The sequence below is a fragment of the uncultured Agrobacterium sp. genome, assembly GCA_913777615.1.
In the GTDB taxonomy this organism is placed as follows: domain Bacteria; phylum Pseudomonadota; class Alphaproteobacteria; order Rhizobiales; family Rhizobiaceae; genus Agrobacterium.
The window spans coordinates 239,699-253,866 of the sequence record CAJYTK010000004.1 but is presented as its reverse complement, the minus strand read 5'-3'; the positions used below and the strand labels follow the sequence as shown (position 1 = coordinate 253,866).

Here is a 14,168-nt window from a genome sequence, read left to right as displayed (position 1 = left end):
CTCACGCAGCGTTTATGTCGCGGACCTCAGTCTCTTGCTCATCTCTCCGAACGTCCGGTATTTTTCTGCGAGGACATCTATAGCGCTCGGTCTGGAAAACAGATAGCCCTGACCACAGTCTACGCCAATCTCCTGCAGCATCTTCATCTGCTCTTCGGTTTCCACCCCTTCGGCAATTACCAGGCAGTTCATCTTGTGCGAAATCGCGCTGATACCTTCGACCAGCATGCGGCTCTTCTTGCTGATATCCTGCGCGTCATCGCTGATGGAGCGCGTGAAAGACTGATCGATCTTGACGATGTCGACAGGGAAGCGGTTGAGGTAGCTCAGGGACGAGTATCCGGTGCCGAAGTCATCCAGCGCAATGCGGCACCCAAGCTGACCCAGCGCGTTGAGGACTGCGCGGACCTGCGGGTCGTCGTGCATCAGAACCGCTTCGGTGATTTCCAGGACAAGCCTTGTTGGAATAACGCCGTAACGGTGCAGCAAGCCGGCAATACGAGTGGGTAGCCCGGTTTCAAATTGTTGCGCGGAGAAATTGACGGCGACATAGGCGTTTTCGAGTCCTGGAACTTCAGAGAGTTCGGCAAGGTTCCTGATCGACTGTTCAAGAATTATATTGCCGAGACGCTTGATGCTACCATTGTCCTCAGCGGCGCGAATGATCGGGCCGGGTGGAAGAAGACCCTTTTGCGGATGATGAAGCCGCATCAAGGCCTCGAAGCCACATGTCGCGCCTGTCGTCAGGTTGAGGATGGGTTGGAAGTGGGCTTCGAGCAAGTTTTCCTCGATGGCTTGCTCGATCTCCCGTTCGATCTCCGCCCGCTGGCGCGTCTCGTTCATGATCGCGGCATCGAAAACCTGCGCACCATTCTTGCCGGCCCGCTTCCTGGTATACATGGCAAGGTCGGAGCGCTGCAAAAGTTCGGAGGCGCTGCTGGCATGCTCGGGATACATGGCGACACCGATGCTGGCACTCAGACGAATGCCTTGGCCGTTGACCATGAAGGGTTCATTGAACATGGCGCCGATCTTGTCGCAAAGCTTCAAGGCGCGCTCTTCTGCGTCGCTACCGGTCAGCAGAAGAGCGAACTCGTCGCCGCCGAGCCTTGAAGCCGAATCCTGGGGATGGAGGACGCTTTTCAAACGCTCGACAAATTGTTTGAGAACACTATCTCCCGCCGCATGGCCGAAATTGTCGTTGATGTTCTTGAAACGATCCAGGTCGATGAAGAGGCAGGCAAGCTCGGTCTCGGTCGCATCGACGGTCAGAATTTTCTGATCCAACATTGCCTCGAAGCCCTGACGGTTCAGCAGTCCGGTGAGATGATCGGAAATCGCCTGCAAGCCGTTGCGCTGTTCTGACTGGCGAAGTTCGGTGACATTCGTCATGACACACAAGATATCCGCGCTGGCCTCTTCGATGCTGGTTTCCAATGTTTTCTCGGAAATCAGCACATCCATCGACCGCCCGTCGGCGCAGATGAAGCGGACAGTGAGTTCGGCGGCGCCGGAATCATCCGCTTGGCCGGAAGCGCGGTTTTGATGGCGTTGGCGAAAGCTTTCGCGATCATCGGGATGGAGAAACGCCTCGAAGCAGCAACCAGACGCTTCCTCACGGCTGTAGCCGGTCGCCTTCACCCAGTAATCGGAGACTGCTGCGATGCGGTTGTTCGGATCGAGTGAGAACAGCATGGCAGGCGTGCGGTTGTAGATTTCCGCTGTGCGCCGATGCGCCCGCTTGATTTCGTGTTCCTCGCGGTCAAGCTGAGTTTGCATCTCGTTGAAGCTTTGGGCGAGCCGCCCCATTTCATCGCTTGATTGCCAATCGACATGATGGCGGGAGCCCAGTCGGCGCGTCGCCTCGATCGCAGCCGTAAGGCGCATGAGCGGGCGCATGACCATCATCCGGTTACCGATGATTGCCGCGGCGAAAACAGCCAATATCGCCAGAACGAAGATCGACAGAAAGGAAAGCGCGATCCCGTTCAAAGACGAGAACAGACTGATATTGTGAAAGAAGACCTTTATGGTGCCGACCTTCGTTTCTCCGTCCAGGTTCTTGTAGAAAATATCCCGGCTCATGGAGGAGATTTTGCCGGTGCGGGGGGTGCTGGATGTCTGGGTGACATCCAACTGGCCGAAGCTATCCTTGACGCGGACCATATAGATTGCCGGATCTGTGATCAGATTTCCGGTGATCTGGTTGATACTGTCGTCGTCCAGGTCCCAGAGTGGACGCCCCAGCGCCTGTGCATTGGCCACGATGAGAATTTCGAGTCGGTCTGCCTGGCTGGATGTCGCCTCGCTATAGGAGAGAGACAACAGAAGCGTAAAAAGCGGTGTGACAATGGCCAGCAAGACGCCGGACACGATTGCTAGAAAGCGCCTTTCCACCGAATGGGTCATCTACCCTCTCTACGACTCCACAGAGCGCCTTTAATCCCGCTTCAAGCTCGGGCGATACATTGCGCCGAGATAGCCGCGACTGCGCGATCACATTCACCTATCTTCCAAGGTTGGTTCCAATAGCGGTTCTAAAGCCAAAGATTTTAGGTATCCTTTCACAGGATGCTTAATCGTTTGTTGAATTCAGCGCGCACGGCTAGGCCTGCAATCGATCTGGCGGTCACGCGCCGCGCGGCAAAGCGCGCATAAAAAAGCCCCGCATCTTTCGATACGGGGCTCTTTTTCGAAACGACCCGAGAGGTTTTATTCGGACTTGTCTTCGTCTTCCGCAGCGTCTGCGGCTTCTGCTTCATCAGCAGCGGCGTCGTCTTCAACAAGGTCGACAACCGGCGGAACGATCGTTGCAACGGTGAAGTCGCGATCGGTGATCGTCGGGGTAACGGCCTTCGGCAGCTTGATCTGCGAGATATGAACGCTGTCACCGATCTTCAGACCTTCGAGGTCGACGGTGATCGCATCCGGAATCTGGTTCGCAGGAACGTTGGCTTCGATCGTGTGGCGAACGATGTTCAGAACGCCGCCGGTCTTGATCTCGGACTTGTCTTCATTGATGAAGTGAACCGGGATTTCGACAGTGACGTTCGAGTTTGCCGAAACGCGCAGGAAGTCCACGTGCATCGTGAAGTCACGAACCGGGTCCAGCTGGTAGTCCTTCGGCAGAACCTTGTACTTCTTGCCGTCGACGTCGATCGTTGCGATCGTCGTCATGAAGCCGCCGCCGTGGATGCGCTTGGTGATTTCGTTGGTCGAAATCGCGATAGAAATCGGGGCCTGCTTGTCACCATAGATGACAGCGGGAATCAAACCGTTGCGGCGAAGTTCACGAGAGGACCCCTTACCAACTCGTTCGCGCGCCTCGGCCTTGAGCTCATAAGTTTCTTTGCTCATGGCATTTCCTTTTCGAGGTTATATGGAGAGTTCAAACAGGCAAAGCCTGACGAGAACTGGGGCGGCGCCTGCGCCAACCCGACCGCGTTGCCTCCAAGGGTGTCTACACGGATGCGCGCGCTATAGTATAAAGTTGCCGCAAAGGCAAGGCCGTGTTCGCGTGCGACCCCATCACGCGCATGTGGCTGCGTCGCCACCGTCCGGTGCTCCCGCATGCGACTATTTTACTGTTGAAAGACTGCTTCAACCGGCGCACCATAAGGAACGCTTTGGGAGGAGCCTATGTCGAACGACGCCGCACATGCCACTCATGTCTATGAGAGCGCCAATCATTCATCCGCTGCCGCAAGTTCTCCTATCGTCGCGTCATGGCGGCGGTGCATGACCATGCATCATCTGGCACCGGAGGAAAACCGCAAGCCGATCCTTCTCTCGGAAGCGGAGTTTCGCAAGGCTCGCGACGAGGCATTCGACCTTCTGGCCGAGAGTGCGGATGAGATCGATCGAATCTTTTCGACCGTCGGAAGGGCAGGGTGCTGCCTGCTTCTGACCGATGCCAAGGGTGTGGCGTTGGAACGACGGGGGGCCGCTGGCGATGACGAGGATTTCCGCAAGGCGGGGCTTTGGTCGGGCGCGCTGTGGAGCGAGGCCAGTGTTGGCACCAACGGTATCGGCACAGCGCTTGCCGATGAGCGGCCTGCAGTGGTCTATCGCGACCAGCACTTCTTCAGCTCCAACATCAACCTGTCCTGTACGACAGCACCGATCCGCGATCACCGTGGGCAGGTTACGGGCGCACTCGATATCTCCACCTGCCGCGACGATATCAACGAACTGACTTTTTCGATGGTGACGCAGACCGTGCGCGATGCGGCACAGCGCATCGAGGGCAATCTTTTCCGGCGCGCCTTTCCGGGTGCGCGCATCTTGATGGTGCCTTCCGCCCATTCCACCATGCTTTCGCTGCTTGCCGTCGATCAGGACGATATTATTCTGGGCGCTACCCGTGCGGCCAGGCTTGCGCTTCGGCTAGACGATGCGCGGATTGCACAAGGGATTGCGGCGTCCGACGCTCTCAAGGAAGAGCGGCATGACAAAGGAAGCGATCTCATGGAGGCCGAGCGCGCCGCACTCCGGCGCGTTCTGGCGCGTACCAACGGCAACGTCACGCAAGCCTCTGAACTGCTCGGCATCAGCCGCGCCACTCTGCACCGAAAGATGAAGAAACTCGCGGTCCACTGAAGCGGGCAAACCGCGCCGGATTGGCGCGGGCGTTGTCGCAGATGTGACACACTGTGCAGTGCGGAACGCGATCTGACCCCTTTGATTTGCCCCATTGTCGGCACAACCTCTCTTCACGCGATCGCACATCGATCGTTGTTCATCAGGGAGGATGAAAACATGAACATCCAAGTTCAGCACAAAGCGGGTGAGACACCGTTCAAACTGAAATACGGCAACTATGTCGGCGGCAAATGGGTGGAGCCGAAGTCCGGGCGCTATATGGACAACATCTCCCCCGTTACCGGCCAGAAGATTTGCGAAGTGCCGCGATCCGATGCAAGCGACATTGAAGCCGCACTCGATGCCGCGCATAAGGCGCGTGCCGCCTGGGGTCGCACCAGCGTGACGGAGCGCTCCAACATTCTCTTGAAGATTGCCCAGCGGATCGAAGACAATCTCGATCTTATCGCCCGGGCGGAAACCTGGGATAACGGCAAGCCGCTGCGCGAGACCACCAATGCCGATATTCCGCTGACCATTGATCACTTCCGTTATTTCGCAGGGTGTATCCGTGCCCAGGAAGGCTCGATCGGCCAGATCGACAACGACACGGTCGCCTATCATTTTCATGAGCCGCTTGGAGTCGTCGGCCAGATCATTCCATGGAACTTCCCAATCCTAATGGCGGCCTGGAAGCTTGCGCCAGCGCTTGCCGCCGGCAACTGCGTGGTGCTGAAGCCTGCAGAGCAGACGCCCGCCTCGATCCTGCTCGTCATGGAATTGATCGAAGACCTGCTGCCGCCGGGCGTGGTCAATATCGTCAACGGCCTTGGCACGGAAGCCGGCAAGCCGCTGGCGCAGAGCAACCGCATCGCCAAGATCGCCTTCACTGGCTCGACGTCTGTCGGCAAGGAGATCATGCGTTATGCGGCAGACAACGTCACCAACATCACGCTGGAACTTGGCGGCAAGTCGCCGAACGTATTCTTTGCCGATGTGATGAATGAGGATGACGCCTTCCTCGACAAGGCGCTCGAAGGCTTTGCCATGTTCGCGCTGAACCAGGGCGAGGTCTGCACATGCCCATCCCGCGCGCTTGTGCATGAATCGATCTATGACCGCTTCATGGAAAAGGCGCTGAAGCGCGTACAAGCAATCAGCCAGGACGATCCGCTGAACGCTTCCACCATGATCGGCGCGCAGGCGTCTCAGGAACAGTTCGACAAGATCATGGGCTACCTGGAAATCGGCAAGAAGGAAGGCGCGAAAGTGTTGACCGGCGGCGACAAGAAATCGCTCTCCGGCAATCTCAAGGACGGCTTCTACATTCAGCCGACCATTTTTGAAGGCAATAACAAGATGCGGGTCTTCCAGGAGGAAATCTTCGGTCCCGTCGTTTCCGTCACCACCTTCAAGACAGTGGAAGAAGCCATCGAAATCGCCAACGACACGGTTTATGGTCTTGGTGCCGGTGTCTGGAGCCGCGATACCAACCTTGCCTATCGCGCAGGTCGCGGTATCGAAGCTGGACGCGTTTGGACGAATTGCTACCACGCCTATCCGGCAGGGGCGGCTTTCGGTGGCTACAAGCAGTCGGGCATCGGTCGCGAAACCCACAAGATGATGCTCGATCATTATCAGCAGACCAAGAACCTGCTTGTGTCCTACAGCCCCAACAAGCTTGGCTTCTTCTGACAATATTGGACCTCGGCGCCGCAGGCAGTCTGCCGGTGGCGAGGTCCACTGAGGTTCAGGCAAAGCTTCGGGCGAGCGCAGATGCGGTTTGTATCGAAGCGGTCTGAATTGACGTAAAGGTGTCATCAAACAGGCGCATATCCTCCTCGTTATTTTTGCGTGGATCGATATGCGCCATTTATTTTTTTATCTTTTTCACGTCGCTCGCACCGCCCATGGGTGCCGCTCATGAGCGGGATTGCCGGAGAATTTCGTGGCGGTGAACGCTTCGGCAGGCTGGAGACGGAAAGTTCGCGCTGGATCGCGATTTGTCTCCTTTCAGTCCTCGGCATCACAGTGTTTCGCATTGTCTGTCTCGCCTTCAACAGGACAGATCTCTTCGTCGACGAGGCGCAGTACTGGCTGTGGAGCCGGGAAATGGCTTTTGGAGCTTACTCCAAGCCGCCCTTGATTGGCTGGGTCATTCGTCTCACCACCTGGATCTCTGGCGGGGAGGGGACGTTTGAGGTTCGTCTTGCGGCACCCATCCTGCATGCGCTGACGGCTGCTGCAATGCTCCATCTCGGACGCATGCTCTATGATGTGCGGATCGGGGCGCTGGCTGCAATCGTCTATATCACGCTGCCCGGCGTGTCGCTGTCCAGTCTCTTGATTTCCACCGACACGCCGATGTTGCTCTTCATCGTGCTATCGATGATCCTGTGGCGCAGGCTTGCCACGGAGAAAGACTATGCGGGGTCTTATGCTCTTTTGCTGGCCGTGGGACTGGGGCTGACGGTCGGGCTCGGTTTTCTCTCCAAATATGCCATGGCGTTTCTGTTCCCGTTCGTCCCGCTTGCCGCCTATCTGGACAAGGGCTGGCGGATACGGTGGTCGCATGCCTTGCTGGTAGGGCTTGTTGCCTTGGTCGTCGTTTCGCCAAATCTTTGGTGGAACTACGCGCATGACTTCGCGACCGCCCGTCACACGGTATCGATCGCGCATTGGAATGCCGCAAGCCTCAATTTCGGCTCGGCGCTTGGCTTCTTCGGTGCTCAAGCCGGTGTCGTCGGACCCTTCGTCTTCATCGCAATGCTGATGGCCTTGGGTGACATGAGACATCCGACAACGCGTTCGCTTTCTGCCTTGAGCATTCCGCTTCTCCTGTTGATGACGGCGCAAGCTTTGATCTCGCGCGCGCTCGCCAACTGGGCGGTCGGGGCTTATGCGGCAGGTATTCTGCTGGCGACACCGTGGCTTGCGGCGAGACCGCGTTGGATGCGGGCATCGCTCATTTTGAACACCACTGTTGCTGTCATCCTGCCCCTTCTCACCATCTTCGGTACCGAGTTGCGACTCCCCAATGGCGATCTTGCCTTGAAGCGCTATCTGGGGCGCTCAGCTGTGGTTTCGACAGCCATTGCCGACGCGGAAAAAATGCACGCCAATATTCTTGTCGCCGCCGACCGCTCCTTTCTGGCGGAAATGTTCTATGAGTTGAGAGACGATCGGCGCATCGCGCCACGCGCCTGGAACGAGGCGCCGCAGCTGCCTTCCAGCCATTATGCGCTGCTTTATCCGTTGCAACCTGGCGAGGAGGCGAACGCACTTCTGCTGTCACGCGCCGATTCTTTGCCGTCCTGCATCAAGGATGAGAAGCCCCAGAGCCATTGGGTGGCTTCGGCCGGCTTCATGGAAAGAGCCATCGTCGGCCTCTGGAGAATACCGTCTTCATGTTTTGAAGGGACAAATCATGGATCATGATATCGTTCATATGCGGCTTACCATCTGGCTTACTGTCTTGACGCTGCTCGCTGTCATAATCTTTGCAGTCTTCCCCTTTATCGATCTTGAGGTCTCGGCGTTCTTTTTCAATGGACAACGGGGTGATTGGATGGGCCTTGGCCCAGACTTCAGTTTCTGGAGAGATGTGCTGCGTCATGGTGGAGAAATCTTCGCCGTCGTCGCCTTTCTAATTTTTCTCGGTAATGTCCTGATCGGTTCGAAGCAGCAGACCGGGTGGCGGGTCTGGGCCTTCATCTGGGGAAACACGCTGGTGTGTGCAGGATTGCTGGTGAACGGCGTCCTGAAGACCTGGCTGGGGCGTGCTAGGCCCGATGGTGTCGCAGAGTTCGGCGGCTTCCAGGCATTTACGCCAGCCTTCCAACTCAGCAATCAGTGCTTCAAGAACTGTTCTTTTTCGTCTGGAGAGACCGCGCTGATCGCAAGCGTCCTTCTTCCGGTCTGTGTGTTGCTGTGGCCGCATCTGTCGCGAAGAGGCAAATTCGCCTGTGGCGTCGTAGCCGCGTTTTTAATGATTGTGACGGCTACAATGCGCATGGCGGCGGGACGGCATTTTTTGAGCGACACGACAATGTCGATCCTTTTTGCCGCGCTGACCACGCTTATCCTCTACCGACTTCTGGCAATTGGGCAGTGCAGATCCGTGTTCGCTGCCGGTCCGGTTTCATCGGACGTCCGGGTTATTCTCCGCCGATCGAGCGTTCGCTGTCTTCAGTTGCTGAGAGCGACCCTGCGCAAAGTGGTGGAGGTAGGGAGAGCCCTTTCGGCGCGGACCGCGAAGGAGAGGGCAGGGTTTATCTCTAGACGGACACAGATTGCCGCGGAGTAATCATAGGCGCGTTGCGAATTCCAGATGCTGATGACACGGCTGCGTCTTGGAGCATGCCGTGATCTTTCAGATTCGCTCGTGCGCTTTAGTCGAAGAGACCAGAAACGGACTGTTCCAGAGCCGTGCGGTTGATCGCTTCGCCAAGCAGTGTCGCTGTGGTGATGACACGGATATTATGCGCGGACTGGACTGCGGTGGTGGGCTGGATGCTGTCGGTGATGACGAGTTCACGCAGCTTGGATGAGGAAACACGCGCGACGGCACCGCCAGAAAGGACGCCGTGGGTGATATAGGCGGTAACGCTGGTTGCGCCGTTCTTGAGAAGCGCTTCGGCGGCGTTGCAGAGCGTTCCACCGGAATCGACAATGTCGTCGATCAGGATGCAGTCCTTACCCGAAACGTCGCCGATAACGTTCATGACCTCGGATTCGCCCGGGCGATCACGGCGTTTGTCGACGATGGCGAGCAGACAGTCGAGACGCTTGGCAAGCGCACGGGCGCGGACCACGCCGCCGACGTCCGGTGAAACCACCATGACGTTATTGGTGTCGTAATGTTCCTTGACATCGCGTGCGAGAATAGGTGCCGCGAAGAGATTGTCCGTCGGGATATCGAAGAAGCCCTGGATCTGACCGGCGTGAAGATCGAGCGTTAGAACGCGATCGGCGCCGGCTTCGGTAATCAGATTGGAAACGAGCTTGGCGGAGATTGGTGTTCTTGGGCCAGCCTTGCGGTCTTGGCGGGCGTAGCCGAAATAGGGGAGAACGGCGGTGATGCGCTTTGCCGAAGAACGACGCATGGCGTCGATCATGATCAGCAGTTCCATCAGGTGGTCATTAGCCGGAAAGGATGTGGATTGGACGACGAATACATCTTCACCACGGACATTTTCACTGATTTCTACGAAAATTTCCTGGTCCGCAAACCGTTTTACTGTGGCATTTCCCAGGGGAACATTGAGATACTTGCAGATCGCTTCGGCCAGATGCCGGTTCGAATTGCCTGCGAAAACCTTCATGGGTGCCGCCTGTTTTCCATGCCATCGCTTGAGCCCGGACGTTTTAGTCTGTTCCGCGGCCAGTGCGTCGTTCAACGGGAAGGAATACCCGGCCCAGAAGGGCGCCGGACATGCCGTTTTGCCATGGGCGCCTTAATAGCGCTGTTGCCCGTGAATGCAATAGCCGGAACTGCGTTACCCATGATTTTCGTGAAAACTTTATGACTCACGTGTTTCGCAGACCTTATTCAATCGATTGGATCGGCGGCGGGACTTTTCCCATCGTATGGATTGTATTTATCCACGCGCTGTCTGTCGCCATGCCTGGTAATCATCCAGCGTTCTGGCCGCAATCTTTTGCATGACGCTATCGGTGACTGCCGACCATGGATCGCCGCCTCGTGATGGCACCGTTTCCTGGCCCTGGAGGCGATGGAGGCGTGCGCCATTGGTATCGAGGATGTCCCAGACATAGACAATGGTGACCTTGCCGCCATCCGCAAAAGCGGAGAGGTAGCCCTTTAGGATGTTGTTTGCCGACGTGTCGGCGGAGGGAAGGATCGTCAGGCCTTTGGAACGTGCCTCCGCGCCCAGCTGCCGAGAAAGCGGCGTGACAGCCTGTACCGGTGCCCCGATGATCGGCAGGAAGCGGATGCTGCCGGAACCGGAAGGCGCGAGCGCGGCCGTCTGCTGCCGGGCCTCTGCCGGCACCGGCTGTCCTGGCTGGCGCGCAACGGCTTGGCCATACTGAACGCCGCCGCTCATTGCCTGAGCTTGCGCCTGCAAGGTGTTTTGCGGCGCGTAGGCCGGCACCTGTGGAGCGACGCCGGAGCCGGTGCGATCGGCTGCTGCTGCCATCTGGTCGAGATCGCCCTGGGTGACCGGGGTGGATGGCGTTTGACTATGTCCGACATTGACCTGCGGCGTCAACGCATCGCTGGTGTTGCATGCGCAAAGAGCGACGGCGAGACCTGGAATCGCGAGCAGCGCGCCAAGCCTTTTCATTTCCTGCATCTCTTCATCATCATTACGCCCTCCCCAGGACCCTTGTGATTTAAGTGGCGTTTGAGCCCGGAGTCAAATCAGGCGGTCAACATGTCGAGCCCGTGGCGTGACAATGACTGGGGTGCGCCTTCCGTGGTCACATAGGTCTGGCCGAGCGTCATGGCGACGCCTGCGTCGCTGTCCATGATGATCATGTGGACGAAGAGCGTCATGTTCGGCAGGATTTCCTGCGTGTTGCCGGCGTAGAACATCTGATGCTCCATCCAGGAGGGAGAGAAGCGTGCGCCAAGGGAGTAACCGCAGGCATTCAGGCGATGGCGGGTGAGGCCGCGCTCGTCCATGATTTTCGCGTGAACGTCAAAGACATCGCCAAATGTGTTGCCGGGGCGAAGCACGTCTTCGATGGCGCGAATGTTTTCCGCGCAGGCATTGTAGAGCTCCTTATGACGGAACTCCGGTTCGCCGATCACCACGGTTCGCATCATCGCGGCGTGATAGTGGGCGCTCGCGCCTGCCCATTCGAGCGTGATCTGGTCCTTGGTATCGAGCTTGCGACGTCCAGACTTGTAGCGGCACAACAGCGCGTCCGGGCCGGAGCCAATGATGAACTCGTTGGCGGGATAATCGCCGCCGCCGGAAAACACAGCACCTTGCATGGCGGCGAGAATATCGGCCTCATCCGCGCCCGGCTTGATCAGGGCGATTGCGGCATCGAGTGCGTCATCGGCAAGCTCACCGGCGCGCTTTGCATAGGCAATCTCGGCGGGGCTTTTGACGAGGCGAAGCGTGCTGACAAGATAGGAGGCATCGACGATCTGGCAGAAGCTTGCAAGCTGGTTATCCAAAAGGCGCGAAACTCGACCGGTCATCCCATGGGTGTCGAACTCGATGCCGACGCGGCAGCCGAGCAGATCCATTTCGCTCATGAGGTTCTTCAGATCGAGCGTCGGATCGGCATTCAGGCGATCCACCCAGATGTAGATGTTTTCGATATTGGACGTGTGGCGTGCCTGGCGCAAATCGGCCGAACGGGTCAGCAGCGCCACGGAGCCGTCCGCCTTGACGATCAGCGTTTGGAAGAAGCAGTAGCCGAAGGTGTCGTAGCCGGTCAGCCAGTACATGCTTTCCTGAGCAAAGAGCAGTACGGCATCCAGCTTTTCCTCGGCCATCTTCTCGATCAGCCGGGCACGACGCGCCTCGAATTCGGCGGGTTCGAAGTGTAGAGCCATCTTAAGTCTCCAAAATTGCTATTGCTGAGATCTGCCGCCCGTAATCCGGTTCGGACAGATGCGTAGTTCTGCGAAAGGAAAAGAAGCGCTTGTCGTCCGGATAGGTGCAGAGATGGAGGTTTTCGGCCTGCACTCCCGCCTTGGTCAGGCGATCCATCGTAAGCTGCTTCAGATCGAAATGGGCATGACCATTGTTTTGCGATGGCGCAAGGTATCGCTCATAGGCGGCGTCGAGCGTCTTGAGGTTCTGGACGCGCTCCGGTCCGACCTCGTAATTTTCCTGCGCAATCGAAGGGCCGAGGGCGGCGGTAATGTTTTCGCGGCGAGCGCCGAGGGCGACCATGCTGTCGATTGTGTTTTCCAGTACGCCATGGACTGCCCCCTTCCAGCCTGCATGGGCTGCGCCGACGACGCCGGCCTGGCTATCGGCAAAGAGAATCGGACCGCAATCTGCGCTCAATACGCCAAGGATAATGCCGGGCGTTGCCGTCACCATGGCATCGGCTTGCGGTCTTGCGCCGTCATAGGTTTTGTCGATGACGACCACATTGGGCGAGTGAATCTGGTGGACGGTTGCGAGTCGCTCGACAGGAAAGCCGAACCACTGCGCCACGCGACGACGGTTTTCCAAAACCGCCTCGCGATCGTCTTGCGAGCCGAGGCCGACGTTCAGTCCGCGGTAGATGCCTGTCGATACACCGCCTTCACGGGTGAAGAAACCATGGCGTATGCCGTTTCTGGATGCGGCCTGAAGCAGGTCGCTTTGAACGGGAAGCGGCAGCGTGTCGTCCTGCATGGGGTGTTCAATCCTTTGCGGTGTCGCCGATTTTTTGAGGGATGATTCTGAGCGAGTGTTTCCGATGAGCGCATCTCAAACGATGCCGTCCGGCAGATTTGTTTCTGCTTCGAATGAGGACAATGGTGGCCCAAGCCACCTGTCTCTGTCAATCCAGTGGACGAAAGGGGAGCAGATGGACAGCTGGGCTCGACACGGCCAATACCTTGAAGAGCTCTCCCATCTTGCCAGCGCCTTCGCCTGCCAGACGGTTGATGGCTTCCGCGATATCCAGCGTCTGGTCGGGCGTTGCCGCCGCCGCCAAAGCCTGGCCCCGCTCTCGTAGCCCAAGCCCGTAGAGAAAGTCGCCCTGGTGCAGACAGCCATTGATATGAACGCCGCTGGCGGTGGCCGTCTTCGTCAGGCTTTCGAAATCCACATGGCTTGTGAGGTCGGCTTCGCCAGGATTGGCCAGAACGGGATCGTATTCATGCATTCTCAGTGCCTGCATTGTGTCGCCATAGCCAGACACCATATGGCCATAGTCGATGATCAGCGCCGTGCCGCCGTGGAGTTTCAGCCTCTCGCACAGCGCCGCCATGACTGCTTCCCTGGCAGGGGAATATTCGAAGATGGTGCCAAGCGCCTGCCTTTCCGGCTTTGGCGGCAGGAGATCTGGATCGATGCTGGCGATGCCGGCGGTGAAGATGAGCTCGTCATCCTCGCTGAGGCTCACGACGCGTTCTCTGAAGCCTTGGGGCGTCTTGACGAATTGACGGATGGGAATCGCATCGAAAAGCTCGTTGGCGGCAATCAGCAGGAAGCCCGGAGGCACATCGTCAAAACTTTCGTGCCAATTGATCTTTCCCCCATGCGTGGCAAGCGTCTTCTGCTGCGTCTCGGTGAGACGCGGGCTGGTTTCGATCAGATGCACGCTCATGGCGTCGTATAAAGGCGTGGCAATGCGCTGGATGACACGCAGCATGTCCGCCATCATCGTGCCGCGACCGGGGCCGATTTCGACAAGCCTGACATTGGCAGGCAGGCCGTGGCGCTGCCAGGCATGGACCATGAAGACGCCGAGCATTTCGCCAAAAAGCTGGCTGACTTCCGGCGCGGTAACGAAATCGCCGGTGCGGCCGAAGGGTTGGCGCGTCTTGTAATAGCCATGCTCGGGATCTGCGAGGCAGAGCGAGAAATAATCGGTGACGCTCAAGGGGCCGTTGAGGCGAATGAGAGACTTGATTCGACGGGCAAGGGGCGTTGGCATGGCAC

Annotated in this window: 11 protein-coding genes; 4 read left to right on the top strand and 7 right to left on the bottom strand. The window is 57.9% G+C overall.

What is annotated here, in order from left to right; all coding sequences use genetic code 11:
• Nucleotides 1–12: 12 nt before the first annotated feature.
• A complete protein-coding gene (locus QZ862_RS03210) occupies nt 13–2,409 on the bottom strand; it encodes a bifunctional diguanylate cyclase/phosphodiesterase (RefSeq protein ID WP_296097457.1) in 2,397 nt (798 codons plus the stop codon).
• A 303-nt stretch (nt 2,410–2,712) separates the two neighbouring features.
• Entirely contained in the window at nt 2,713–3,357 is a 645-nt protein-coding gene (locus tag QZ862_RS03205; RefSeq protein ID WP_296097455.1) for a 50S ribosomal protein L25/general stress protein Ctc, read from the bottom strand.
• 282 nt (nt 3,358–3,639) lie between these two features.
• On the opposite strand from QZ862_RS03205, the gene QZ862_RS03200 reads away from it, so the two are divergent.
• From QZ862_RS03200 to QZ862_RS03185, 4 genes are all read left to right on the top strand, one after another.
• Nucleotides 3,640–4,599 (top strand): helix-turn-helix domain-containing protein, encoded by a 960-nt coding sequence (locus tag QZ862_RS03200; protein WP_296085754.1) that lies wholly within the window; start codon nt 3,640–3,642, stop codon nt 4,597–4,599.
• 159 nt (nt 4,600–4,758) lie between these two features.
• Entirely contained in the window at nt 4,759–6,276 is a 1,518-nt protein-coding gene (locus QZ862_RS03195) for an aldehyde dehydrogenase family protein (RefSeq protein ID WP_296097452.1), read from the top strand.
• 228 nt (nt 6,277–6,504) lie between these two features.
• A complete protein-coding gene (locus tag QZ862_RS03190; RefSeq protein WP_296097450.1) occupies nt 6,505–8,019 on the top strand; it encodes a glycosyltransferase family 39 protein in 1,515 nt (504 codons plus the stop codon).
• A complete protein-coding gene (locus tag QZ862_RS03185) occupies nt 8,009–8,887 on the top strand; it encodes a phosphatase PAP2 family protein (protein ID WP_296097448.1) in 879 nt (292 codons plus the stop codon). The genes QZ862_RS03190 and QZ862_RS03185 overlap by 11 nt, the downstream gene beginning before the upstream one ends.
• Nucleotides 8,888–8,972: 85 nt before the next feature.
• Here the strand turns inward: QZ862_RS03185 and QZ862_RS03180 are convergent, their stop codons facing one another.
• From QZ862_RS03180 to QZ862_RS03160, 5 genes are all read right to left on the bottom strand, one after another.
• Nucleotides 8,973–9,905, bottom strand: a complete 933-nt coding sequence (locus QZ862_RS03180) for a ribose-phosphate pyrophosphokinase (RefSeq protein ID WP_296014596.1) — start codon at nt 9,903–9,905, stop codon at nt 8,973–8,975.
• Between the two features lie 276 nt (nt 9,906–10,181).
• Nucleotides 10,182–10,889: a hypothetical protein gene (locus tag QZ862_RS03175; RefSeq protein ID WP_296097446.1), complete on the bottom strand. Its 708-nt coding sequence runs from the start codon at nt 10,887–10,889 to the stop codon at nt 10,182–10,184.
• A 77-nt stretch (nt 10,890–10,966) separates the two neighbouring features.
• On the bottom strand, nt 10,967–12,118 hold the full coding sequence (locus tag QZ862_RS03170) for a Xaa-Pro peptidase family protein (RefSeq protein ID WP_296097443.1): 1,152 nt from the start codon (nt 12,116–12,118) through the stop codon (nt 10,967–10,969).
• Between the two features lies 1 nt (nt 12,119).
• On the bottom strand, nt 12,120–12,914 hold the full coding sequence (gene pgeF, locus QZ862_RS03165) for a peptidoglycan editing factor PgeF (RefSeq protein WP_296097440.1): 795 nt from the start codon (nt 12,912–12,914) through the stop codon (nt 12,120–12,122).
• Nucleotides 12,915–13,062: 148 nt separating this feature from the next.
• Nucleotides 13,063–14,163, bottom strand: coding sequence for a class I SAM-dependent methyltransferase (locus tag QZ862_RS03160; RefSeq protein ID WP_296040366.1), 1,101 nt, complete (start codon nt 14,161–14,163; stop codon nt 13,063–13,065).
• Nucleotides 14,164–14,168 lie beyond the last annotated feature (5 nt).